The organism is Mucilaginibacter sp., from assembly GCF_965277465.1.
Lineage (GTDB): Bacteria > Bacteroidota > Bacteroidia > Sphingobacteriales > Sphingobacteriaceae > Mucilaginibacter.
On the sequence record NZ_CBDICW010000002.1, the window covers coordinates 2,323,192 to 2,346,916 of the forward strand.

The 23,725-nt window shown below is 43.3% G+C and carries 31 protein-coding genes; 17 read left to right on the top strand and 14 right to left on the bottom strand.

From position 1 onward, the window contains the following. The first annotated feature begins 132 nt into the window (after nt 1-132). The gene (locus ACQY4U_RS22540) at nt 133-1,182 is read left to right on the top strand and encodes a glycoside hydrolase family 130 protein (protein ID WP_428331719.1); all 1,050 of its coding nucleotides are present in this window, start codon (nt 133-135) and stop codon (nt 1,180-1,182) included. A gap of 194 nt (nt 1,183-1,376) precedes the next feature. Here the strand turns inward: ACQY4U_RS22540 and ACQY4U_RS22545 are convergent, their stop codons facing one another. The 5 genes from ACQY4U_RS22545 to ACQY4U_RS22565 are packed head-to-tail and all read right to left on the bottom strand — an operon-like array spanning nt 1,377 to nt 4,962. Continuing rightward, nucleotides 1,377-1,964, bottom strand: coding sequence for a DUF4142 domain-containing protein (locus ACQY4U_RS22545; protein WP_428331720.1), 588 nt, complete (start codon nt 1,962-1,964; stop codon nt 1,377-1,379). A gap of 21 nt (nt 1,965-1,985) precedes the next feature. Beyond that, a complete protein-coding gene (locus ACQY4U_RS22550; protein WP_428331721.1) occupies nt 1,986-2,147 on the bottom strand; it encodes a hypothetical protein in 162 nt (53 codons plus the stop codon). An 18-nt stretch (nt 2,148-2,165) separates the two neighbouring features. Continuing rightward, a complete protein-coding gene (locus ACQY4U_RS22555) occupies nt 2,166-3,092 on the bottom strand; it encodes a manganese catalase family protein (protein WP_428331722.1) in 927 nt (308 codons plus the stop codon). A 28-nt stretch (nt 3,093-3,120) separates the two neighbouring features. Beyond that, nucleotides 3,121-4,404: a DUF892 family protein gene (locus ACQY4U_RS22560; protein WP_428331723.1), complete on the bottom strand. Its 1,284-nt coding sequence runs from the start codon at nt 4,402-4,404 to the stop codon at nt 3,121-3,123. Nucleotides 4,405-4,416: 12 nt separating this feature from the next. Next, nucleotides 4,417-4,962 (bottom strand): ferritin-like domain-containing protein, encoded by a 546-nt coding sequence (locus tag ACQY4U_RS22565; protein ID WP_428331724.1) that lies wholly within the window; start codon nt 4,960-4,962, stop codon nt 4,417-4,419. Nucleotides 4,963-5,276: 314 nt separating this feature from the next. On the opposite strand from ACQY4U_RS22565, the gene ACQY4U_RS22570 reads away from it, so the two are divergent. Next, nucleotides 5,277-6,023: a DUF72 domain-containing protein gene (locus tag ACQY4U_RS22570; protein WP_428331725.1), complete on the top strand. Its 747-nt coding sequence runs from the start codon at nt 5,277-5,279 to the stop codon at nt 6,021-6,023. Here ACQY4U_RS22570 and ACQY4U_RS22575 read toward each other — a convergent pair. Together ACQY4U_RS22575 and ACQY4U_RS22580 are read right to left on the bottom strand one after the other, a co-directional pair. Then, nucleotides 6,001-6,474: a hypothetical protein gene (locus ACQY4U_RS22575; protein ID WP_428331726.1), complete on the bottom strand. Its 474-nt coding sequence runs from the start codon at nt 6,472-6,474 to the stop codon at nt 6,001-6,003. The genes ACQY4U_RS22570 and ACQY4U_RS22575 overlap by 23 nt on opposite strands. Then, on the bottom strand, nt 6,471-6,770 hold the full coding sequence (locus ACQY4U_RS22580) for a hypothetical protein (protein ID WP_428331727.1): 300 nt from the start codon (nt 6,768-6,770) through the stop codon (nt 6,471-6,473). Before ACQY4U_RS22580 ends, ACQY4U_RS22575 begins: the two co-directional genes overlap by 4 nt. 25 nt (nt 6,771-6,795) lie before the next feature. On the opposite strand from ACQY4U_RS22580, the gene ACQY4U_RS22585 reads away from it, so the two are divergent. Continuing rightward, nucleotides 6,796-7,053, top strand: a complete 258-nt coding sequence (locus ACQY4U_RS22585; protein ID WP_428331770.1) for a DUF1810 family protein — start codon at nt 6,796-6,798, stop codon at nt 7,051-7,053. Continuing rightward, a complete protein-coding gene (locus ACQY4U_RS22590) occupies nt 6,956-7,216 on the top strand; it encodes a DUF1810 family protein (RefSeq protein WP_428331771.1) in 261 nt (86 codons plus the stop codon). Before ACQY4U_RS22585 ends, ACQY4U_RS22590 begins: the two co-directional genes overlap by 98 nt. On the opposite strand, the gene ACQY4U_RS22595 is transcribed toward ACQY4U_RS22590, so the two are convergent. Together ACQY4U_RS22595 and xth are read right to left on the bottom strand one after the other, a co-directional pair. Next, on the bottom strand, nt 7,213-8,274 hold the full coding sequence (locus tag ACQY4U_RS22595) for a YihY/virulence factor BrkB family protein (protein ID WP_428331728.1): 1,062 nt from the start codon (nt 8,272-8,274) through the stop codon (nt 7,213-7,215). The two genes, ACQY4U_RS22590 and ACQY4U_RS22595, sit on opposite strands and share 4 nt — an antisense overlap. Before the next feature lie 103 nt (nt 8,275-8,377). Further along, a complete protein-coding gene (gene xth / locus ACQY4U_RS22600; RefSeq protein ID WP_428331729.1) occupies nt 8,378-9,145 on the bottom strand; it encodes an exodeoxyribonuclease III in 768 nt (255 codons plus the stop codon). A 51-nt stretch (nt 9,146-9,196) separates the two neighbouring features. Here xth and ACQY4U_RS22605 point away from each other — a divergent pair, with 51 nt between their 5' ends. From ACQY4U_RS22605 to ACQY4U_RS22630, 6 genes are all read left to right on the top strand, one after another. Next, on the top strand, nt 9,197-9,379 hold the full coding sequence (locus ACQY4U_RS22605) for a hypothetical protein (protein ID WP_428331730.1): 183 nt from the start codon (nt 9,197-9,199) through the stop codon (nt 9,377-9,379). Continuing rightward, entirely contained in the window at nt 9,376-9,717 is a 342-nt protein-coding gene (locus tag ACQY4U_RS22610) for a hypothetical protein (protein WP_428331731.1), read from the top strand. The genes ACQY4U_RS22605 and ACQY4U_RS22610 overlap by 4 nt, the downstream gene beginning before the upstream one ends. 2 nt (nt 9,718-9,719) lie before the next feature. Beyond that, entirely contained in the window at nt 9,720-10,202 is a 483-nt protein-coding gene (locus ACQY4U_RS22615) for a DUF4385 domain-containing protein (RefSeq protein WP_428331732.1), read from the top strand. A 72-nt stretch (nt 10,203-10,274) separates the two neighbouring features. Then, complete coding sequence (locus ACQY4U_RS22620) at nt 10,275-11,390, top strand: DUF748 domain-containing protein (protein WP_428331733.1); 1,116 nt, start codon at nt 10,275-10,277, stop codon at nt 11,388-11,390. 530 nt (nt 11,391-11,920) lie between these two features. Continuing rightward, nucleotides 11,921-13,132 carry a DUF2252 domain-containing protein gene (locus ACQY4U_RS22625; RefSeq protein ID WP_428331734.1) on the top strand — a complete coding sequence of 404 codons (1,212 nt, stop codon included), beginning with the start codon at nt 11,921-11,923 and terminating at the stop codon, nt 13,130-13,132. A 41-nt stretch (nt 13,133-13,173) separates the two neighbouring features. Beyond that, nucleotides 13,174-13,902, top strand: a complete 729-nt coding sequence (locus tag ACQY4U_RS22630; protein ID WP_428331735.1) for a DUF3891 family protein — start codon at nt 13,174-13,176, stop codon at nt 13,900-13,902. A 246-nt stretch (nt 13,903-14,148) separates the two neighbouring features. Here the strand turns inward: ACQY4U_RS22630 and ACQY4U_RS22635 are convergent, their stop codons facing one another. The 5 genes from ACQY4U_RS22635 to ACQY4U_RS22655 form a co-directional block, all read right to left on the bottom strand. Beyond that, a complete protein-coding gene (locus ACQY4U_RS22635; protein ID WP_428331736.1) occupies nt 14,149-14,634 on the bottom strand; it encodes a DUF1543 domain-containing protein in 486 nt (161 codons plus the stop codon). An 8-nt stretch (nt 14,635-14,642) separates the two neighbouring features. Then, on the bottom strand, nt 14,643-15,161 hold the full coding sequence (locus ACQY4U_RS22640) for a hypothetical protein (RefSeq protein ID WP_428331737.1): 519 nt from the start codon (nt 15,159-15,161) through the stop codon (nt 14,643-14,645). Then, nucleotides 15,158-16,096 carry an FAD/NAD(P)-binding protein gene (locus ACQY4U_RS22645; RefSeq protein WP_428331738.1) on the bottom strand — a complete coding sequence of 313 codons (939 nt, stop codon included), beginning with the start codon at nt 16,094-16,096 and terminating at the stop codon, nt 15,158-15,160. Before ACQY4U_RS22645 ends, ACQY4U_RS22640 begins: the two co-directional genes overlap by 4 nt. Next, nucleotides 16,003-16,344: an FAD/NAD(P)-binding protein gene (locus ACQY4U_RS22650; protein ID WP_428331739.1), complete on the bottom strand. Its 342-nt coding sequence runs from the start codon at nt 16,342-16,344 to the stop codon at nt 16,003-16,005. The genes ACQY4U_RS22645 and ACQY4U_RS22650 overlap by 94 nt, the downstream gene beginning before the upstream one ends. Before the next feature lie 255 nt (nt 16,345-16,599). Continuing rightward, nucleotides 16,600-18,144, bottom strand: coding sequence for an FAD-dependent oxidoreductase (locus ACQY4U_RS22655; protein ID WP_428331740.1), 1,545 nt, complete (start codon nt 18,142-18,144; stop codon nt 16,600-16,602). 253 nt (nt 18,145-18,397) lie between these two features. Between ACQY4U_RS22655 and ACQY4U_RS22660 the strand changes: the two genes are divergently transcribed. The 7 genes from ACQY4U_RS22660 to ACQY4U_RS22690 all read left to right on the top strand — a co-directional run. Then, nucleotides 18,398-19,438 carry an alcohol dehydrogenase catalytic domain-containing protein gene (locus ACQY4U_RS22660; RefSeq protein ID WP_428331741.1) on the top strand — a complete coding sequence of 347 codons (1,041 nt, stop codon included), beginning with the start codon at nt 18,398-18,400 and terminating at the stop codon, nt 19,436-19,438. Continuing rightward, nucleotides 19,428-19,637, top strand: coding sequence for a hypothetical protein (locus ACQY4U_RS22665; protein ID WP_428331742.1), 210 nt, complete (start codon nt 19,428-19,430; stop codon nt 19,635-19,637). The genes ACQY4U_RS22660 and ACQY4U_RS22665 overlap by 11 nt, the downstream gene beginning before the upstream one ends. Before the next feature lie 46 nt (nt 19,638-19,683). Continuing rightward, nucleotides 19,684-19,854, top strand: a complete 171-nt coding sequence (locus ACQY4U_RS22670; RefSeq protein WP_428331772.1) for a DUF6496 domain-containing protein — start codon at nt 19,684-19,686, stop codon at nt 19,852-19,854. Further along, a complete protein-coding gene (locus ACQY4U_RS22675; protein WP_428331743.1) occupies nt 19,793-20,887 on the top strand; it encodes an SDR family oxidoreductase in 1,095 nt (364 codons plus the stop codon). The genes ACQY4U_RS22670 and ACQY4U_RS22675 overlap by 62 nt, the downstream gene beginning before the upstream one ends. 11 nt (nt 20,888-20,898) lie before the next feature. After that, entirely contained in the window at nt 20,899-21,417 is a 519-nt protein-coding gene (locus ACQY4U_RS22680; protein WP_428331744.1) for a DUF4142 domain-containing protein, read from the top strand. A gap of 159 nt (nt 21,418-21,576) precedes the next feature. After that, a complete protein-coding gene (locus tag ACQY4U_RS22685; RefSeq protein ID WP_428331745.1) occupies nt 21,577-22,062 on the top strand; it encodes a low affinity iron permease family protein in 486 nt (161 codons plus the stop codon). Between the two features lie 632 nt (nt 22,063-22,694). Next, nucleotides 22,695-23,725: PAS domain-containing protein (locus ACQY4U_RS22690; RefSeq protein ID WP_428331746.1), on the top strand; the 1,031-nt coding region annotated here is incomplete at its 3' end.

Consider the following 23,725-nt stretch of genomic DNA (forward strand, 5'->3'; position numbering starts at 1 on the left):
ATCGTTAAATAATTTTATTACGCAGTGAACGTTGGTGACAGCGTGATGAAGTCAACTATCAAAACCATGCCAATTCCTATTTGTTTCCTAAAATTATTAAAACTGAAATGTTCGGTGAAGCGTTAGGTAGGAATGAAAGATCTGGCCAGACGTTTTCCTGAAAACCCGTTATTATTACCAAAAGATATCAGTCCAAGTCACCCTGGCATCCAGGTCATTAGCCTGTTAAATCCCGGCGTATTTATGTTTCAAAATAAGGTATGGCTGATTGTTCGTCTCGCCGAAGGCGTTGGTCAAAAAGAGGGCGTAATCAATTTCCCGGTGCTAAACGCAACCGGCAATACAGAGATTATCGAAGTACCACTTAACGATCCGAATCTGATCGCAAGCGACGCGCGGGTAGTGAATTATAAAGGGCTGGATTACCTGACCACGATTTCCCATCTACGTTTACTATCCAGTGATGACGGCATTCACTTTAAGGAAGATCCCGAATACCCCGGAATTTTCGGAAAAGGATATTTAGAGCGGTATGGTATCGAAGATTGCCGGGTTTCACAAATTGGCGATAGCTATTACCTGACCTTTACCGCGGTTTCTGACAGTGGTGTCGGTGTTGGTTTAAAAACAACCAGGGATTGGCGGCATTTTGAAGAAAAGGGCCTGATCTTACCACCGCATAATAAGGACTGCGCGATCTTTGAAGAAAAGATTGGCGACAAATATTATTGCCTGCACCGGCCCAGCAGTAAGGAAATTGGTGGGAATTATATATGGCTGGCGGAATCCCCTGATGCTGAGCATTGGGGCAGGCACGAATGCATTATCAAAACGAGACCGGGGATGTGGGACAGCGCAAGAGTGGGTGCAGGAGCGGCACCCATTAGAACCGAAAGAGGATGGCTGGAAATATATCATGGCGCAAATGAAGCGCATCAATATTGCTTAGGCGCTTTTCTAATGGATTTAAAAGACCCCTCAATAGTGATCGCGCGCACAATTGATCCGATCATGGTACCCACGGAAGTTTATGAACTCAGCGGATTTTTTGGCTATGTTGTATTTACCAACGGTCATATCGTTGAGGGAGATGATCTTACCATCTATTATGGCGCGGCCGATGAATTTGTTTGCGGCGCGAAATTTTCGATAAGCGAGATCTTAGATAAATTGAAAATCTAAAAAGCAGGATTGCACAACCCACCCGACCCCCTCCTGCTAATTAACTTTCAACTGACAGTGATCTAATCTGTTAGTTATAAGACTCTAACGATTGATTTCTAAATAAATTATTTTCTAATTAATTAATTTATAAAAAAAAAAAAAAAACGCCGCTAATACAAGCAGCGTTTTTTTATAAACTACAACAATCACAATTATTTCATACTGTCATGGATCTGTTGAATCTTGGTAAGGTGCGATTGCACCACAGGCGCTGTTTTAGCTGCAAATGCTTTCAGGTCGGCATCCTTGCCATTTGTTGCTTCAGACTGCATTAGAGCCAAAGTTTTTTTGTGCCCTTCGATCATGGCATTTACATAAGCCATATCGAAATCCTTGCCGCTTAGTTTACTCAAGCTATCACTTTTCGCCTGGTGCTCGGCATCCAGCCCGGTTGGCAGCACGATATTTTTTGATTTAGCAATGGTCATTAGTTCGGAATTAGCTTTTCCATGATCCATCACCATCATACTGCCGAAATCCTTGATCTTGCTATCCGAACTTTTGCTAGCAGCCATTTTTCCTAAGGCCACTTCAGCCATCCCGCCTACTGCGGCTTTAGCAGCAAAAGCAGTATCACTTAACACCATTCCAGATGAATCCGTTTTTACAGTCGTAGTCATCTTTGTGGTATCTGTTGTGGTGGTAGTACTGTCTCCGTTAGCCGCCGTTTTATGACTGGAACAGGCCTGGAAAGTTCCCGCAAATGCTGCGGTCAATAACAATAAATTTAGTTTTTTCATGATTTTTAATTTTTGGTTTTTTTAGCCTGCGCTGCTGTTATCCTGCAAATCATCGGAAGGAAAAGTTTGGGTCTCACCGTTATCCAGTTTCACCACTATCTTATCTCCAATGGCGTCTACTACCTCTCCTTCACCTTCCGGGGTAATTACACGCTGGCCCTTTAAAAAAAGATTTTCATTCATTAGACAATTATTAACAATTTAGTAAGTATTCCACTGCGCTACCCCTTCAGGCTCAGCTTTAGTTACTTCCTCACTTTTAACTTTGCTCATATCCTTGTTTAATTTTTCCGTCGATTTGAGCTCTTTACTTTTATCGTGAGGTAAAGCGGTCAATCCTTCCGTTTCTTTTACATAGGCTATTGGATTTTCAACATATTCAAAGTCCTTGCCCATTCCTTTTATCTCGCCTTCATTCCAGGGGCCACGAACGGTGCCGTCTGATAAGTTATAGACTTGTTGTAAATACCTTGGATCAGCGGCTAATACGCCCGGCGGGAAATTCGGCTGAATACTATTTAGTGCCGCCTCGAACATTTTATAGTGTGTTACCTCTCGGGTCATTAAGAACGACAAGGTTTCGTGAATGTAAGGATCGTCTGTAAATTTCATCAGGTGCTCGTAAACTAATTTGGCCCTTGATTCTGAAGCTAAATTGGTCCGCAAATCAACCGTCAGGTCACCATTAGAATTAATGTAGGAAGCACACCATGGAATGCCCTGGCTGTTTCTTGGTGTCGGTCCTCCGCCGGTAATGATCGGAAATTGAGGATTAGCTGATAAGGCAGCATGAATAACGTTTTCTTTTGCGGCCTTGCCATTCATCGCGACCATGATCTCGCTTTGCTCAGCGGCGTTTTTTAAATCGCCGTTTACGCCTTTCAGCAGCATTTGTATCGTAGCGCCCACAATCTCCAGGTGGCTGAATTCTTCGGTGGCAATGTCCATCAGCATATCGTATTTATCAGGGTGCGGCTGCTTAGCACCGAAGGCTTGGGTAAAATACTGCATCGCGGCAGCCAGTTCGCCATTCTCCCCGCCGAACTGCTCTAATAATAGGTTGGCAAAGCGCGGGTCAGGGCGCGAAACCCTGGCGTTGAATTGTAAGTCTTTTACGTGGTGAAACATGATATTTTGATTTTAATTGGTTAAAAAATCATGAAAAGAAACCTTTTTCTTTTTCTTCTCCGGCCGCTTCATAGTTAACATGATTTTCAGCGATCCCGGTCAGCAGGTCATCCGCTGCTTTCTCTTCATTCAGCGTCAGGATCAATAAATCGGCAGCCTCATGGTAACCAAGCGTTTTAGCAAGACTCACCATACCGCCATAGGAAGCGATCTCATAGTGCTCGACCTTCTGGCCGGCGAATATTAATCCCACATCCCTGGTGGCTGTGCCGTCTTCCGTATCGCTAATGATCTCTTCACCTTCATCAACAATTCCATCCATAGCGTCGCATTTAGTCGTATCCGGTTCCAAACCAAGCAATCCGAAAATCTGTTCCAGGCGTTGTACATGGCCTTCGGTTTCCGCTAAATGATTATCGAAGGCTTCCTGTAGTTCAGGCGAGGTCGCGGCTTCCCTCATTTTTGGCAGCGTGTCCACAATCTTCTTTTCCGCCCATAACAAGTCCTTTAATTCATTGACAAAGAATTCCTGCAGCCTGGAATCAGCTGATGCCGGAACTTCAGCAGACCTTTGTCCGGGCAGGTCATAATTATTTTGATTGATCTCCTGGTTCAGGCTTTGAAATTCACCAACATCAACCGGACCCCTGTCAACGGCCGGTCCGGACGGAACCTCGTTAGCTAACGCCAACTCATCGTCATTGAAGTCATCTGCCCCGGCATTGCTTTTTGATGATGCCTGTGATGCAAAAGGCTTAAAGTCCTCTTCTTTGTTTTCCCAGTCTTGCTTATCCTGGCTACTTATATAAGCACCTTGGGTAGTGCTTTCCTGATTATCTAAAGTTTCAGTGGCCTGCCTTGCCTGATCGCGCAGGGATTTGATCAGGTCATGACCTTCTATAATCCCTTGTTGCTGATTGGTGATCAATTGCACTACCTCATAAGGCAACTCATTTGAATCTTCCAGCGCAGAGTGATAGGCAGCTTTAATTGCATCTTCACCTCTTTCGCACTCGTCTAAAATGCTTTCGAGGTCATTGCCGGTAAATGTAGATTTCACATCAAGCCAGGCACGGTGAAGCGAACCCGAGATACTTGTACCGTCAGCGGCTTCGCCGTTAAATTGCCTCGATTTTTCCGCCAGTTGCGCGGCATTATCGCGGCTTTCGCCAGCCAGTTTATTAAATACCGGGCGTAAACCGTTATCATCTTCTTCCAAATTTTCAAAGGCTTTTTCAAACCCGGCGACACGGTCATTATTAATCTTTAACAGGTCGTTTAATACATCGATTGTTTTTTCTGTAGTTTCCATAGGTAGATGTTTTTATTCTGCCAAAGCGGCTTCGTTTACATAATTTTCAGCTACTTTGGTTAACAAAGAATCAGCTGTTTTTTCTTCTTCAAGCGTTTGAGCAAACAGGTCGGCAGCTTCAGTAAAACCTAATGTGGTGGCCAACGTTTTCAAAGTACCATAAGATGCGATCTCATAGTGCTCCACTTTTTGAGCGGCAGAGATAATAGCCACATCACGTACCTCTGTGCCTTTATTTGTTTCAGATAGCAATTCATCAGCCTCTTTTAACAAGCCTTCCATCGCCAGGCATTTTACCGGTTTTGCTTTTTCTCCAATGGATTCAAAAGCGCTTTCAAGACGGGTTACATGGTTCTTGGTTTGCTCAAGATGGTCAGTAATGGTTTGCTTCAACTCATCTGAAGTGGCTCCCTTGATCATTTTCGGAAGTGCCTTGGCTAAATGATTTTCCGCCCAATAGATGTCTTTCATCTCGTCAATAAATAATTCTTTCAGCGCACCTTCTGCTTCAGGAGTGCGGATTGATGCTGGCGCAGTTTTCTTTGTTTTTGTTGCCATTTTTGTAATTATTATTGGTTTGGAATATAATTGTACGAATACAATTGATATACCATTTTTAGGAAATATTGTGATTTATAGGAAATATTATTTCTGAAAAAGTAACTATAGCGCAAAAAGCTATTTTACTGTCCTGATAATTATCCGATTATTGTATACATTTTTTACACGTAAATGACAGATGCCATCCGCTGTGTTTAAATATATTTCTGGATTAATTTATGTAATTAGCATAAGAGGATATTTATAATTATGATCTTGACTGATAAAAATCATTACCATTCGTTTTTAAAAAAAGCGCTTCGAAATAACAGATGAAAAAAATAAAGGGACTTTTCTTTTCAGGCACCAGCGGTTTAATTACCGCTATTCCGCAACGGGAGTTCCCCCCGGAACACAATGACAAATCAAGGCTGGCCTATTATGCCATAAAAATCAACAGCATTGAGATGAACAGTTCTTTTTATAAAATACCACGCGCAGTCACCGTTAGCAATTGGGCGACGATGGTACCCGACAATTTTAGGTTTACCTTCAAATTATGGAAAGAGATCACGCATCAAAAACAACTAGCGTTCAGTCGCGATGCGATTGAAAAATTCTTTTCTGTAATTGATCACGTCAAAGATAAAAAAGGTTGTGTGCTCGTACAGTTCCCTCCAAGCGTCAAAATTGATCTTTTCCCACAGTTTGAACAATTACTGATTGCAATTACCCAAATAAATAAGGGATGGAATATTGCGGTGGAATTCCGCCACCCGTCATGGTATCAGGAAAAGGTTTATGAATTACTGGTTAATTATAAAGCAGGATTGGTTTATCATGATAAAACCGGTTCGGCCACGCCGCTGATCGATTTGGAAGGCGAGTTTATTTACCAGCGATTTCACGGCCCCGGTGGAGATTATAAAGGCAGTTATGATGACGGGGTTCTTTACGAATATTCGCTTTATATCCAGGAATGGCGAGAAAATGGCAAAATGGTTTTTGTTTATTTTAATAACACAGCCGGAGATGCCTTAAAAAATTTAAACCTGCTCAAGCGTTATGTTGATCAGTAAGCTTATCAACGGGCAATAAACGATAAGCGATTGTTGCACCTACTGCAAATACAATATGCGCGGGTATTCGTTGCCAATAATATTTATCAAAATTAATCCAGGGTGGTAAAGGGTGAACCTTAAATGTCGCTTTCCAGATCAGCAAGCCTAAAACACCGCTCACTATTCCCAATATTATTCCGTTTTTAATGGAGTGTTTTATTTTTTTAGTTTCCCATAGTTCCACATAGACCGAAGCGAATACGATACCCATCGCGATATGCGCGCCCCAGCCGGCAATCATTTGCGCCTGCTTTGACAGCTTCGGCGCCAGCCGCCCGATCATGGTCGCCAAATGTTCTGGCTCCCGGAAATTTTCATCCATTAAGAGCGACATCAGGTAGCTGTCGGCGGTCATGACCATTGTGCGGGCAATGCCTGTAATGGCAATTTTTCCCGCTTTATTCATCATGCACCTTTTTTAACCGCTAAACTGCTCATTAACTGATCGTATAGATCATCACCCTTCGCTGCTTTTGGTTTGAGTTTTTTTATCGTCGGCCGTTTGCCTTTGGCTTTAGCTTCTATGAGCTTTAGTAATTCGGAATGGTATTCATCTTTGTATTTGGAGAGGTCCAGCGGCTCGGCATACTGGTTGATCAGCGCCAGGCCCATATCCAGTTCCTTTTTACTAACCTCTATTTTATCATCCAGTTTCAATTCACTTTGATCGCGGATCTGCTGCTCAAAACGTATACGGGTAACCACGATGGCATGATCTACCGGATGTACGATAAACTCCCGATTTGAAAGATTTTTAGATGCGCAGCAGCGCGATTACGAACTTGCACTTTCTGAAGTCAGGGCAGGCCGCAAACGCAGACACTGGATGTGGTATATTTTCCCGCAACTAAAAAGGGCTTGGGTTCAGTTCTACTTCCCAATATTATGGCATCAATGGTTTAAAGGAGGCGGACGCCTACCTGCGGCACCCGGTGTTAGGACAACGATTAATCAACATCTGCCTGGCGCTGCTCGAGCTGAATGTTAATGATGCCAATCTCGTATTCGGCAGCCCGGATGACCTGAAGCTAAAGTCCTCGATGTCTTTGTTTGCAGCTGTACCTGAGAGCGATATTGTTTTTCATCAGGTTTTGGACAAATTTTTCAAGGGTAAAGCCGACTCCCATACCCTGACTTTACTGAACCGCTAACCGTTGTTTTTATCTGATTTTATATTTCTCCGCAATTTTTCCTGACCTTTCTTAGGTTTTACCGGGACATTGCGCTCATCTTCCTTTTGGACAAGATGAACCGCATATTCCGCAGGCTGGATCAGTTTACCGGTAAAGTCTGCATAAGCTTTAGTGAACTCCGCGCCGAAATAGAGAATAACAGCAGTATAGTAGACCCACAATAATAAAGCGATCAGTGACCCCGCCGCACCATAGGTTGAGCTCGTTGCCGACATACTTACATATAGGCCGATCGCCAGCCTGCCCAGCATAAAAAGTACCGCCGTAAAAATAGCGCCTGAAAGAACATCACGCCAGCCGATTTTCACATCCGGAAGCACCTTGAAAATTACGCTGAAAAGCAAGGTGATGACCACGAAGCTGACTATTATGTTGAGCACATTAAAAACGATGACCGTTATACCCGGCACAAAAGTTTTCAGGTGATCGCTTACCGCAAGCAGCGCGCCATTGATCAGCAGTGAAACCAGCAACAAGAATCCCAGCGCAACGATCAAAGAGCCGGATAACAACCGGTCAGTAATGAGTTTTAACCAGGCTTTTTTGGGTTTCGTCCTGACCTGCCAGATGATATTAATGGATTCCTGTATTTCGGCGAACACCGAGGTCGCGCCTATGACCAGTGTAATTACGCCGATGGCGACGGAAACGGTCGATTTGCCGGACATTTGCAGGTGTTTGATCATATCTTGTACCTGCTTTGCAGCATCATTACCCACGAATCCGTTGATCTCTGAGAAAACCTTTCCCTGTATAGCATCCTTTCCGAGAAAAATACCCGCCAGCGATATCGTCAGCAACAGCAGGGGGGCAAGCGAAAAGATGGTATAAAAAGCAAGTGAGGCGCTATATTTCAGTGCCAGGTCATTCATAAAACCATTAATAGCGGCTTTAAGAATTGTGAAGCCGTCTTTGACCGATTGTTTGCTGAGGTACTTTTTCATAGGAAGGGCGTTCCAGCAACAAAACACCAATGCCCGGTGAAAGTTTGGATAGGTTGATTGTCCTTTTTTCATTAAACATGATTTTTAGCGGACAGTTATCAACCGCGACCAGTACTTCAAACGACAATAAATAGTTTTTGAATTGCATTAAACCAGGTTCGTAAAGGAAGGGGTTTTACTTGAGGGTGATCCAAACCGGTGCATGGTCGCTGGCATGTTCCCAGCCGCGAACTTGTTTGTCAACACCTGCGGTGACCAATTTATCCTCCAATAATGGATTCAACAAAAAGTGATCAAGCCGCAGCCCGGCATCGCGGCCATAGGCATTTCGCAGATAATCCCAAAATGTATAGATCCGCTCATCAGGATAAAGCTTACGGATCGCGTCTGTCCAGCCCGAATCGACCAAACGTTTAAAAGCTGCTTTGCTTTCCGGCCGGAACAGCGCGTTTTCCAGGTATTTCTCCGGTTTATAGGTATCCAGATCGGTAGGCATCACATTATAATCGCCAACCAATGCTACCGGTAAATTAAAACTGCGCAATTTATCGGCATGCGCCTGCAGCCGCTCCATCCAGCGAAGTTTATAATCAAACTTCGGGCCCGGCCATGGATTGCCATTCGGCAAATACAGGCAGCAGATCACTATACCATTGATGAAACTCTCGAAATAGCGGCTATGCGTGTCTTCGGGTTCGCCATCTAGACCGCGCCTGGTTTCTTTAATTTCGTATTTCGAAAGGATGGCAACGCCATTCCAGCTTTTTTGGCCGTGCCAAATGGCATTATAGCCGATACCGAGCGAAGCCTGTTCAGGAAAAAGATTATCCGGCGCTTTCAATTCCTGCAAACAAACGATATCCGGCTTTTCCTCCGCCAGCCAGCGTAAAAGATTATGCAGGCGGCCGTTGATACCGTTGATGTTGTAAGTAGCAATTTTCATGATGAATAAACAAAGAATAATATCAGTTGTTCGAGATTAAAAGGAGGACTTATGCCATGGCCTAAAGGTGAATATCCACCATCTTATAAAAATCAACCTAAGAAGATCCGGGAAAAAGCGACCGAGATCGCCAATGAAGTATTAAAGAGCACCGGAAACGAGGGCGAAGCGATTGCTACGGGCCTGAAGCTGGCGCGGGAACATTTTAAAGAAGAAAAGGAAAACAAATCATGAGCCTGACTGATGAAGAATTCCATGAGGAATACAAACCGTTACAGATTCTTGCGCGCTATGCAGAAGCAATTAACCAAAAGCAAAAGGTCATTTTCGCCCTTGCGCAAATCGGCAGCGGGACGGCAGGTGATGTAATCGTACAATTGGAAAAACTGGTAGCCGGAAAACTGGACGGTCATTTGAAAACAGAGACCAAGCACATTCTTGTTTCTTTATTCGAACAAGGGCATATCACTGGCGGTGACCACGACGGAGGTTTGAATTTTAACCTGAGTAAAATTACCAGCGAAAATAGCGGCAGCGTTGACCCGCAAAATCTCGCAGCGGGACTGGATTGATCATGGCTGCCGGACCATCTTATTTAAACTTCAAACCCGAAGATTATCCCTGGAAACCCGGGGTGAATTATCGGCTGCACCCGGAAGCGTACCGTGTTGGCAAAGGCGAACAGGGCGTGCTGACCTGTGAGCCTTACAAAAGTGAGATCGGCCCGCACTGGCGGTTCAAAGATGTAGCCGCGGCAACCAACAGCAGCGAAACTATTTATTCCCTATTTCTGGAATATTTGAGCAATGATGATTTTGTTGGGGCCGACATGGCCCGTAAATACCTGCAAATGGGTTATACCCGCGCTCGGCGCTATGCGAATTTTAAAGGCGGCAAAAAATACGATGCCGGGGATGGATATGCGCTACTGAAACGCGGAACAGGGGAGGATGAAAAAGCGAAAGCTGCGCAGATTTTTTATAGCAAGTGGAAAGAAGCCGAGGCAAATTCCGGCTATGCAGCCCTGAAATCGGCCTGGAAAAAAGAAAAGGGCTGACCTATTAGACTGTGATACGGCTATTATTAAATTTTCGCAACAATCCGTAATAATATTGGTTTTCATTGTGTTATGACAAAAAAGGCGAAATTTGAACCGGCAATAAGGTTTATCAAAAATCTGAAACTGATTTATATCATCATTACCCTATTGGTATTGGCGATAATTGTGGTTCGCCTGGCGCTGCCCGGCATGGTAAAAAATTATGTCAACAAAAAACTGAATGAATTACCCGGTTATACCGGTCATGTGGATAATATTACTATTCATTTGATTCGCGGCGCTTATACCATCGATAACCTGGTTCTTAAAAAGAAGACCGATCCCGCTAAATATCCCTTTTTAACAATTAGTCATACCGACCTTTCGCTGGAATGGCGGGCGATCTTCAAAGGCCGTTTGGTGGGTGTAGTCTATATGGATCAGCCCGTCATCTATATCCTGTCCAGTGAAGAAATTGACAAAGAGCCATCCAAAGAAAGTTGGACGAAAACCGTAAAGGCATTGATGCCGATTAATATTAATAAGCTGCAGATCAACGACGGTAGGTTTGCTTACCTTGATTTTCAAAAAAAACCGAATACCGATCTGCATATTGACCATATGCAATTGACCGCGCTTAACCTGGAAAATGTCGAAAAGAAAGGCGATCCTTTGCCCTCTACATTAACCGTGACGGGTTCGTCTATTGGTGATGGAAAATTAAAAATAAACGCAAAAGTAAATGTTTTAAAAAATGTGCCCGATTTTGATGCTGGCCTGCAATTAACGGGCGTGAATCTACTAGCGCTAAACGGTTTCCTGGAAGCAAACCTCAAGTTCGACATTGAAAAGGGCAATATCGATATCTTCAGTAAACTCAAATTGACTAATAGCGAAATGGATGGTTATGTCAAACCTTTTATTAGCAACCTAAAGGTGCTTAACGTAAAAAAAGACATCAAAAAGAAAGGCGGGATATTGAGGGTTGCTAAAAAGGCTGTCATCGGACTATTCGCCAAAGTCGTTAAAAATCCGAAAACGAAAAAGATCGCGACCATCATACCTATCAAAGGCAATATTAAAGACCCGAAGACCAGCGGCTGGGCTACTTTTGTCGGCATATTAAAAAACGCTTTTGTGCAGGCATTCCATGAAAGCATAAGTAATGAACTAAAAGGTAAGGATCAAGCGTCTGCTACGAAATAAGATACGCCAAAAAACAATCTGCCTATCGTTACTTTGACATGCAGTCCCCGTCAACTATAATTATATTTCTAGTGTTTTTATCGATCAACATGCTCAAAGGGGCTATCCTTTCAGTTTAAATTTACTACAATCACTGTCCATTTAATTTAACATGCCGTTTAAATTTCGCACAAATGAACTTTAGTGTTTATGCATTTTCACCACGATGCTACTATGACACCATATTCCTAATAATCGCATCCACTTTGTAAAATTTCAATATGGCCCCACTATATTTTACCATAGACCATCGATTGAAAATTAAAATCGTACGTGGAACCGTCGTTGAGTATGGCGGACGGCGAAACGGCGAAACCAAAAGCCCACCGGAAATATCTCTTAGGAGCTATTGGATGGGACTGGTTTTAGGCGCTTACCTGGTTTACAATGAGCGGTGATGAAAAGTATCTTATTGATATCCTTTTACAGGAGGCTAATTCCTATTCATTTTGACTTAATAACCAGATTCTCGTCGTTAAAGAATTTTAAATATGAGTACGCTATTTAACAGACTAACCAATTTTAACTATGGACTTCTACCGGAAATGCTTCAGATCAAATATGAGGCAATGGCGGAGAACGCTTTCAGGTTCTTCCGGGGCACTTGCCATTTGTTTTACGAGGACCTCTCATTTGCAAGGCCTTTGCCATTATCTCCACTGGTTTGGATCTGCGGCGACCTGCATATTGAAAATTTCGGAAGTTACAAAGGCGATAACAAGCTAGTTTACTTTGATCTGAATGATTTCGATGAAGCGGTATTGGCCCCAGCGAGCTACGAAGTGGCGAGAATGGTAACCAGTATATTTATAGCTTTCGATAATCTAGAAATTGAAGATGCCAAGGCACTCAACATGGCTAAATTATTCCTTAAAACCTACTCAGCTACACTGACTAAAGGTAAAGCAATCAGCATAGAGCCTCGAACTGCAAAAAAAGGTATTGTCTGTGAATTTCTTACTGCGGATACTAAGAGCAGTAAAAAGGAACTACTGAAAAAGCGTACCGTTAGCAAAAAAAAACGGATCATGCTATCGCTGGAGGATGAGCGTCACTACAAGCTGGATAAAAAATTGCGTCATGAACTCAAATCGCACATTGACGAATGGACTAAAACCAGCAGTGACGGTCCTTATAATTACGAGGTTATCAGCACGGTATTTCGGATTGCGGGAACCGGAAGCTTAGGTATTAAGCGTTATTTATTTCCGTTGAAAAGCACAAACACAAAAAATAAGTATTTACTGCTGGATATGAAGCAGGCCCGAAAATCATCCCTGTCGCCTTATTTACCGGTACAGCAGCTCAGTTGGGATTCCGAAGCAGCAAGGGTAATCGGCGTGCAGCAAAGGATGCAAAATGTACCCGCCGCGTTGCTTAGCACAACAACTTTTCGGGGAGAATCCTATATCATCCAGGAACTTCAGCCGGTCAAGGATACGATCAAATTCAACCAATTAAAAGATTATCGTGATATCTATCGGGTGATCGATGATATGGCGGCACTTACCGCTTCGGCCGAATTACGTAGCGGCGGTATGCAGGGATCGGGAACCATTGATGAACTGATGGCATTTGGAACGGATCAGGGGTGGCAGGATACTGTCATCGATTATGCACAAATATATGCGGAAACCATTAGACAATATCATAGCATTTACCAAAAGGATTATAAAACAGGAAAATATGGTAGTAAACTTTAAAACGAGTAAGCAGCAACATTTTTCAGTCAAAAGTTTTGCAAATGATAGTCAATTATAATTCCAATGGATGGGAACTGATTACTCAGCGTGCGCATGGGCTTTTGGCTGCCCAGTTAGCCGCACAATGGCGCCATCGGGACCGTACGGAGCGATGGATAGAAACGCTCATGGCAATTGCTGAACATGACGATGCGCAAACTGAACTTGAACAAGATACTCTTTTAACACCCCAGGGTGGTCCGTTGGATTTCCGGATGAAAAAATTTGATTTGAATCATTGCATAAGAACCGGCGAGAGGTCATTGAGTAAAAGCAGATATATCGCTTTATTGTGCAGTATGCACCTCGATTTTGTCTTTGGCAAAAACTGTGCGGGCCATGCGGAGGGTATCCAATTTTTAAAGGCGCAGCAAAGACTAAGGGCGCAATGGCGCAAAGAGCTAGAAATGACGAAAGATCAAGCGGAATTTGATTATCATTTGCTGGAATGGTGTGATGCACTTTCCTTGCTGCTGTGCCAGGAAGACAGTCAACCTGAAGAACGAAGAATAGAAATCAGCGGAGGCCCCGACCATCGTCCGTATGTAATGATGAAAAGCAGTTCGAACATATTAACCGTCGAACCCTGGCCATTTGAGCATCCTGAATTCGAGGTTTACGTGGAGACCAGAACGCTGTCCAAACTTTGTTTTAAGAATGACAACGAATTTAGAAGAGTGTTTGTAACTTCACCTGTGAAGACTAAACGATGGAATTTTAAGAAAATATAGCTTAACTGCTAACTTTAATCCAGATGCACAAAAAGATATTCATTTGGATAATTTGCACCGCATTCTTTTCGGCGATGCGGCAACAATTTTCCTGCTGGAAGTCTTTGCCTCGTCGGCATATTTTTTCAGATTTCCGGCATGTTTCTTTTTTATCCAGTCGGTCAAAGTTCAGCTTCATTCACAATTTTTCCAACTTGTAATAACCGAGGTGGATATCATCTTTAGTAAGGTCAGATGATGCAGTGATCACGATTTTATACTGCGATTTGTAGGCGGTAAGAGCAGCTCGCCGATCTCGTGGACATTATCCAGATCAACTCCATATTTTTCGTCAATATGCGCCGTCGCGATGCCTTTTAAAGAATTGGATTTATAAAAAAGGTTCTTTTTAGCGGCCTGAACGCCAAGGGCGCGGTTCTCCTGTACTGTCAACACGATGTAATGCTGTTCTTCGAGTTTGCCAGAAGTATAGCCGCCCAAATTCAAAAAGTACAATTGGTCAGGGGAAGCTGCGATCTCATCCTTTTGCAAGGCTACACTAATTGCGTAGGATTCTACTCGGGTCACTTCGCGCCAGCCATCGACATGCAGGCTCTTACCAGCCTCCGGCCAATAGGCCCTAATCGCCGGCACTAGGTCTCCCGGTTTATCTGCTATGCCGAAAAAGTAATCGTGCTGTTCAACACTCCTGCCGGGTGCATCTGCTCCTAATAATAATAAATAAAGTTTCATGCTGATAATCAATTCATAATGGCGGACGAAGCCTTCTCGCTAAAATCAAGGCCGGAATAATCTGGATCATAACCGCCGATATAAGGCACAGCCATGACATAAATCCGTTCATTGAGCGCCCCATAAGGATCCACGACCTGGAAATTATCATTAAGGGTGATACCGGGAACTTTCAGATAATAATCACCCTGTTCATCTTGCGAAACATCTTTCCCTGATGCTATGGCCTTCCGTCCAGCTTCGGCTGAACGGAATTTAAGTTTGGCGGGGCTCACCGTTCTTCTTTCAATCAGGCTTTTAAAAGGAAATTCTTCATAAGTCAAATGCGGCTGGCCAACGCAATCTATAAAAGCCGGAAAATAATCAGACCGTATTTTACCTGTTTCATCGGTATAATGATAGATCGCGCCACTTTCAGTCGCGGGTTCCACAAAATTATCTTCGCCAACCGGCACCAGGTCCAGTACGCCTGCGTTGTGCAGGGCCAGCAGTTCTTCACTGGAACTTTGTGGGATATAGGCAATCACGATAGAAATAAGCGGTGATAAGGAATGCAAGAGCCGCTGCATATCTTCGGCGGATAATGTTTCGCAGGATAATTTAACGCGAAACTCAATACGCCCAGCATCTCTTTCCAGTAAACCGACACCCTTCGGTTGATCGACTTTTCGGCTTCGGCATATTCGGCCTTTAGCAATTGGAACGGTTCGACACGCCCGCGCAGTTCCATCATAGCCGAAACGAACTCCTCTACTTTCATATCCTTTATGGTTTCATAAAACTCTGGTTCCTTTTCTTTTATAGGCAGTTTGAAATCTTTCTCAAAAACATAATCCAGCGATAAAAAGCCATCGTTGGCTTTGATATGTTCCGCGATCTCCTCCTTGGTTAGTAAGGAATCGTTGGACAAGTGAGAATCTTCCAAATGGAACCTTACTGCCGGCAGCATGCCGTTACGGGTATGCAGCACCATTTTGAATTTTGAGTCGGCATCCATTAGTTTATAGGTCAGTTTACCATTCCTTTTTTCAAATGTTCCGTTGTGACGCGACAGGGTCCGGACTGCATCTACAGCGGTCAGCGATGAATCTTTAATGGCTACCGGGTGATCAAGTTTTAAGGCCAGTTTGGCCGGCGGGTAAGGTGAATCAAAGTACTTCTCTAATCGGCCTTCGTACTTGCGCGGCCAGTTATGTCCCGTAAGAATAATCACGCGGTCGAACTCAAATTTATCTTTACCGGCAATTTCAACGATAACGGTTTCGTTCTCTGCCTGGTCGATCACATCGGTCACCTCACTTTTATAGTGAATTTCGTAGGCTATCCCTTTTTCGCGAGCCTGCTTTTCCAGCAAGCCGAACTGCGCGGTCAGGTACTGGCCAAAAAGTAAACGCGGTAGCACTTTGTATTCGTTAAAGCGTTCCGGGTGGCCAGAGTATCTTTGGGTACTGTTTTGATCCATTCAGCCAGGGTGGTCACAATCAGCGGAATCTCATTGCTGGAAACATTGGTGATATGTTCATCACCGGCACCCTCCCGGCTATACGGCATGCCTGCCCCCAGCCTGTTTTTTCGCTCAAAAATAATGACCGACATTGCGGTTTTACCCGATTCGATAAGCCGCTTGAACATGAATAAGCCACTTGGCCCGCCGCCAAGTATCGCTACACGGTTTTTAGATTCCTTTTGCATCTCCATTCTTATATCCATCAACCGGTAATAACCTTAACAGTAATGGCGATCATTTTTGGTGCGATGTTAGGTAATTTATTGATAAATACTAAAAGGATTTTCAATTCAATTGTTTTAAAACTAAGTGCCGGTTAGGCGGCCGATGGCTTTTAATGATTAGGCCGCACTATCGGGATCACCCTGATCTTTCTGCTATGTGTTTTGATATCGACGTTGCTAATATATATGCAAACGTCCTGGAACAACCATACCCTTTTACACATTTGGTGGTAATTATTCTGTTATTTCTAAAAGATTAATAGTTGCCGGGCCTGTCAACACTTTTCCATCAATTGCAAACCGGGCACCGTGGCACGGACAATCCCAACTTTTTTCTTCCGGGTTCCAATTCACGATACAGCCCATATGCGTGCAGGTTGGTTTTAAAGCGTAAACTTTTCCTTTTTCATCGCGGTAAGCAGCAACTTTTTTTCCGTCAACTTCGACCAATTTCCCGGTTCCGGGTTCAATCCTTGTCAATATATCAGTTTCATGTATACCAAACCTGTCCGCCACGAGGTGATAGGCCACCTCGGCATTCTCAGAAACGAATTCTTTAAAGCTATCAACCGGCTTAACCCGGCAGGGATCAAATAAGTCCTTATAAATGCTTGTACCGCTTATGACGAGTTCGCTTAATATCTTAGCGGCAACCGAGCCCAGCATCATACCATTGCCATTAAAACCGGTAGCACAATAGATTCCTTTTGCTGCTAAGGGTAACTGACCGATGTAGGGTAAACCGTCCACAGGGATATAATATAGAGACGACCATTTATACTTAATCGAAGAAACGTCAAAATATTTTCGGATATATTTTTCCAGTTCTCCCATTTGCTTATCAGAATCTTCATGCCCGGTTTTATGGTCTTTGCCGCCCGCAAGTAATAGTTTTTCACCGTCAACCGTATGAGAGCGGAAATAGTGATAAGGCTCTCCTAAATCGTAGATCAAATCATCGGGATAACTGTCGTTTTTGAATTTGACGGCCAGCACATAACTGCGATAAGGCGCTTTTTCTAAGTTCATCACGTTGATGTTAGGCGGCATATGGGTGGCGTATATAATATTTTTCGCGCGTATGGTCATCTGGGATGATTCTGCTATATGAATTTCATCGCTTGTATTTACTTTATAGATTCGTGTATTTTCTAATAGATTTCCTCCTGCTGCGAGAAAAGCTCGCTGAAGGCCCTGCAAATATTTCAAAGGATGAAACTGAGCCTGGTTTTCAATGTTAATGGCTTTTTTGAAAGGAATTTCAACTGGTATTTCATCAATAAACCGGGCGGGAATACCCACCATCGCCAATCCCGCAAAAAGTAAAGTCAACTGATCTACCTGCTCATCATCTTCCGCATAAACTATCGCTGATTTGGGTTCGTAATCACAATCTATTTTATAGTTATCAATGTTCCCTTTGATGATATCTTGTCCTTCTATAATTGCTTTGGCAAATAAGCTGGCACCTTCTTTTCCGAAAGCGCGTTCCGCTTCCTTATAAGTCGTGTCTGCAAAATTATTGATGTGATCGCTCGTACCACCCGTTGTACCAAAGCCTACAGCATTTGCCTCCGCTACCATCACATTTTTACCGGTGTTTTGTAAAAGCAGCGCCGCAGTTAAACCGGTAATGCCACCGCCTATAATTAGGCAGTCGTAGATGGTTTCCGAAATTTTTGATAGTACCGGATTAACGATACCCGGTATCCCAACTTGCCAGGAGCTTAAGTTTTGTCCATCACGTTTTTTAAATGTAATCTTATTGCTCTCTTTCATAATGGTCGTTTTTCTATTATACAATTTCTCCGTTTCTCTGTTCTAAATTAATGACACAAAAATGAGTTTTAGTACAATTATTAATAATGCAAGGGAGTCATTTAAGCAGTATGAGCTATAATTTGAAAAATATAAACTGAAAATAACTGAGTGGAACAGTATTGGTACTGAGTTATTCAGATTCTATTTGCCGATTTCTCCACTCCCCAGCCGCAGCCTAATTTCTACTATTTTTTTATTGTAAACCAATTCTATGAAAGCAGCAGTATTTCACAAACCAGGCGATATCCGTTATGATACCGTCGAAGATCCGCGTATCGAGCAGGATACAGATGTTATTTTAAAAGTTACCTCGACAGCAATATGCGGTTCCGATCTGCATATTCTTAGCGGAGGCGTCCCGCAACCTAAACCGATGGTGATGGGCCATGAGTTTATGGGAATTGTTGAAGAAGTTGGGAAGGCAGTTACGAATCTAAAGAAAGGCGACCGTGTAGTTGTGCCTTTTCCCATAGCTTGCGGGCACTGCTTCTTTTGCACACACGGTGCTTCGCCGGGCTGCGAAAATTCCAATTACAAACATTATGGACCGGATGGCGATATGACTGACCAAAAGGGTGCGGCATTGTTTGGCTATACCGACCTCTATGGCGGTTATTCGGGAGGTCAGGCAGAATATGTCCGCGTACCTTATGCCGATATCAGCCCCAGGGTAGTGCCGGATAACATGACCGACGCACAAGTGTTGTTCCTCACCGCTATATTTCCGACTGGATGGTCGGCTATTGATTGGGCCCAGCTTAAAGGTGGCGAAGTTGTCGCCATCTTCGGCTCGGGACCGGTGGGTTTGATGGCGCAGAAAGCGGCATGGATAAATGGTGCAAGCCGTGTGATCGCTATAGATCCGCTCAACTATCGCCTCGAAAAGGCCCGGGCTGTAAATAAAGTGGAAACGCTTAACCCGCATGAAGTGGACGTGGTAGAAGCCATCCGCGCCATGACAAGCGGAAGGGGTGCAGATGTTTGCGTCGACGCGGTAGGTTTTGAACCCGAGCGCGATTTGCTGGACAAAGCCAAAGCAATGTTCAACTTCGAGATCGGTAGTATGAAAGTATTGGATATGGCTTTTAAGGCGGTGCGCCGTATGGGCACCGTTTCCATCATGGGCGTATATGGATCGACCTATGATAACTTCCCTTTGCACCGATTATTTGATAAGGGCATCACGCTGAAGATGGGGGCAAGCACCGGTACTGAACTATGTCGACCATCTGATCGAACTGGTGAAAGATGAAAAGGTGATATTGGATGATATCATCACCCACACTTTGCCCTTAAGCGAAGTGACCCATGGTTACGATATTTTCAGCAAAAAAGAGGAAGATTGTGTGAAAGTGGTTTTGAAACCCTGGGAGCAGCAAAAGCCAACCGAGAATTCTGAACCTGTTAAATCGAAAGCTAATATTAAGAAATACAACTTTGGAAATAAATAAAAATCGCTTTGATTAAGTTGAAATCTAATTAAAAAGTTATGGCAAAATATTCAGGAAGGCAGAGGACAAGGTCCACAAAGCTTTACACGAGGAAAAAGAAGGTACGCTAAAAAGCGGGAAAAATGGAAAAAAAGTGACTTCAAGAAAGCAGGCGATTGCTATCGGCTTATCGGAAGCCCGAATTAAAGGCGCAAAAGTACCAGAAAAAAAATCATAAACTATCTAAAATCTCACTACCTATGAACGAAGAAAATAAAATGAGCCGGCGAAAAGTGATTGCCGGTTTAGGCGCAACCATTGCAGCGGCAGCGGTATCGCCTGCACTAGCTGCAGCGGGGAAGGTGAGCAATAAAACTCCCGATGGACCTGCTAAGATTATTGATCCAACGACTATGTACCCTAAACCACCATTTAAATTCCAGCCGCAGCCATGGCCGGGGCTGCAGAGTAAAATGGATCCGGTGCCGGATTGCGGCGAAACGAGCTATAAAGGTTCGGGCAGGTTAGCGGGCCGAAAAGCACTGATTACCGGTGGTGATTCCGGAATGGGTCGTGCCGCAGCCATCGCTTATGCGAGGGAAGGCGCTGATGTGGCTATCAATTATTATCCTACTGAAGAACCGGACGCGCAGGAAGTGATCGCCTTGATCAAAAAGGAAGGACGAAAAGGAGTAGGAATTCCGGGTGACCTGCGCGACGAAGCTTTTTGTAAGAAATTGGTAAACGAGGCCATCGGTGAATTGGGCGGATTAGATATTATAGTCAGTAATGCGGGAAGGCAGCAGGCCGCGGAATCTATACTGGATGTAAGTACCGAAGAGTTTGATTCCATTATGAAAACCAATATTTACGCGCCGTTCTTTATCATTCGCGAAGCGCTGCCGCATTTGCCGCCGGGCTCAGCCATTATAGGAACGACATCCGAGCAAGCTTATAACCCTGACCCTTGGCTTTATGCGTATGGGCAAACAAAAGCGGCAACCATGAACTATGTTAAGTCGTTAGCAAAGCAATTAGGACCAAAAGGTATTAGGGTAAACGGAGTAGCTCCTGGCCCTGTTTGGACGGCGTTACAAGTAAGCGGCGGTACCACGCCGGATAAACAGCAAACATTTGGGGAATGGACCATGTTTGGGCGTCCGGGAATGCCGGCAGAATTGGCGTCCATTTACGTTCAGCTTGCGGCAGCCGATGCCAGCTTTGCGACAGGACAAATTTACGGATCTTCTGGAGGCGTGGGACAACCATAAAATTTGGTATTATGAAAAAAATAACCGTATTAGTATTTATCGCCGGAATGGCGATATGTACCGTAAAAGCCCAGGCACCTGACCCGGATACCACCGCCCGTCATTTTCTGATTATGGCGAGTATCGTGAACTTGCAGGAAGTAGGTGCTGGGAAACTTGCAGTAAAAATGGCAACGCAAGCAGATATTAAATCATTTGGCCAGTTGATGATTGCTGATCAAAGCGATGGCGAAAAAAAGCTATTACAACTAGCCAAACTACGGGGTATACAACTCCCTTCGGCAGCCACAGATACGCCACCGCCTGATCTCAATCTTTTAAAAACATCAGGGGATGAGTTTGACCGGAAGTATATTCATTCCATGGCCTCGGGTCACCGAAATACTGTGACGATGTTCCAGACCTATGCCATTAACGGCAGAGATCCGCAGGTTCGGGCCTTTGCACAGCAAATGCTCCCAACACTGAAGGAGCATCTAGCAGCTATAAGGGCTCTTGATGAAAAATATAAATTTTTAACAGCAAGATAAAGTTTGGAAACAAAATTGATTCAAATCTTTTAGCGATTCATATGAAATAGGTATGAATTATATGATTCTTAAATTGAATATCTATAAATACGCTCATAACTATCGCACGTGTGTTTTAATGGATGGCTGTAACTAATTATTTTCTTTAAAATCATCTTTATGAAAAAGAAACCAAATTCTTTCGAGCGGTTCTCAAATTGGGCTACTGCGGCAACCGGCAGTTCAGCCGCCTTCTTACTCGCTATAATTGTCATTTTTGTTTGGGCAGTTAGTGGACCCATTTTTAAATACTCTGACACCTGGCAATTGGTAATAAATACAGGAACCACCATAGTTACTTTTTTGATGGTATTTCTTATTCAAAAAGCGCAGAATAAAGACTCTAAAGCAATTCACTTAAAACTAAATGAATTGCTTGCATCGCATGCCGGCACTAGTAACCGAATGGTAGATATTGAAAACCTTACTGAAAAGGAATTAGATCAAATACATAAATTTTATGCCCAGCTTTCCAAACTAGCAGAAGGAGAAGAAGACATAACTTGTACCCATTCAATAGATGCAGCTGAGGAAAACCATAAGCGTAAATCAGCAGATCACAGCAAACGGCAATCCATTAAAAACCATTTAGATCCCGTGAACTAAAATGAAACGGTGAAGATAATTAATGAATGATAGCAACTTATTAAATAGGTAGTTTTTACGAAGAATAATAACTTACTATAATATTCAGTAAGTAATTACCCTATACAAAAAGTTTTTTGTATAGGGTTTGTTACATTTTATACACTTAGTTTTTTAACTTTAATTTTACTTTGGAGTAAATATAATTATCCTAATATGTCTGTATCGAAAGGCATGCACATTTACATCCAAATGGAAGGCAAGTACACCTATCAGCAAAGCCAGCTTTTCGCAAATATTACTGTAAAACTGGTTCATAATCAGGTCTCAAATTATACTAGTTTAAAAAAGAAGCATTGCAGCGCGTAATGATATAATTGCCTTAATTTTCTACAAAATCGTCCGGGAGCACCATTGCAGGCCCTTTTTAGATGCGGCCAAAGCCCGTCGCACGGTTCCAAACCGATATTCGGAACCATGTAAAACCTGGTCTCCCATCCAGAATATAATAGTAAAAACGCGATAGATTGTTTTAGGGAAACCGGGGGATAATTTTAAAGCGGTTTTAGGCATGGGAATTGATCTTTAAAAAACCATTAAAATCGCGAAACATTTTTAAATTAATTTAATTTTGATCAAGAAATCAATGGTTCATGGCTATTTATACACGTAAATTTAATAATGATGATCTGATAGCAATACTTTCATTATCTAAAGATGCTACAGCAATTTATACTACTGAAGATCTGGTGATTGAAATGGCCAGTGATGCCATGATTGGCTTTTGGGGGAAAGACAGAGGTGTAATCGGTCAAACCTTTCCGGATGCAGTTCCTGAATTAATTGGCCAACCATTTTTTGATCTGTTAAAAAATGTTTGGCGCACCGGCATATCTTACGAAGCAAAGGACACTGCAGCACAGCTAATGGTTAACGGGGAATTGCAATGGTTTTATTTCGACTTTATCTATCGTGCCTTAAAAAATGAACACGGTGAGGTTTACTGTATATTACACACTGCAACTGACGTATCGGAACTTCATAACAATCGCATGTTAATGTTAGAAGGAAAGGAAAGAGAACAAAACCTTACCGCGGAACTGTCTGCAACGAACGAGGAATTAGCTGCTGCAAATGAAGAATTGTTGCAATCACAGGAAAGCCTGTTAAATATCAATATCGATCTGGAAGACAGAGTAGCAGCACGCCTGGCCGAACTATCGGAAAGCGAGCTACAAAAACAACAGATCATCAATATGCTGCCTGCTTCAGTTGTTGTGATCCGTGGTCAAGACCTGATCGTGGAATTAATCAACCAGTCTAACCTGAATTACTGGAATAAAACAGCCGAAGAAGTTATCGACAAGCCTTTTCTCGAGATTTTACCTGATCTTGCCGATCAGCCCTTTGCCGGGCAGCTTCGTCAGGTAATGGCTACGGGAGAGGTTATTGATGTTAAGGAAAGCCCGGTATTATTTGAGAATGAAGATGGTACTATCCGCGAAACATTTGTTGATTATACTTATCAGCCATTAACTGATATCAATGGTAACCGTACAGGCGTCTTAGTTATGTCTTTTGAAATTACCGAACGGGTAACTGCCCGGCGGTTACTGGAAAAATATGCAGCAGATTTGCAAGAAACAAACGCTCAGCTATCGATCGCCAATAATGGCTTGGCCAG